The organism is Herbaspirillum sp. WGmk3, assembly GCF_023952535.1.
GTDB classification, from domain to species: domain Bacteria; phylum Pseudomonadota; class Gammaproteobacteria; order Burkholderiales; family Burkholderiaceae_D; genus Herbaspirillum; species Herbaspirillum huttiense.
Genome location: NZ_JAKYWT010000132.1, coordinates 1 through 247 on the forward strand (window position 1 = coordinate 1; position 247 = coordinate 247).

The 247-nt window shown below is 67.6% G+C and carries 1 protein-coding gene; it reads right to left on the bottom strand.

Annotation, left to right across the window (positions count from 1 at the left end; genetic code table 11):
* On the bottom strand, positions 1–247 hold a 247-nt coding region (locus MKD49_RS26200; RefSeq protein ID WP_252697766.1), incomplete at both ends, for a FeoA family protein.

Consider the following 247-nt stretch of genomic DNA (forward strand, 5'->3'; position numbering starts at 1 on the left):
CCCAGATCGACAGTGGTCTCGGCGCCGTCGGCGGCTTCGATCGCGACCGAGATCATGCCGGCGAATTCGCGGCGGGTCACCACCCGCACCTGCGAGTCGAGGTTGATCCCGACACTGTCGAAATAGCGCAGCATCTGCGGGTCCTTGTCGGAGATGCGGGCCACCGTGATGGTTTCGTCCTCGCTGCACGCCCACAGCTGGCGCACCGGCCGGGTGGGCACCTGTCCGTCGGAAGCCGGGATGGGGT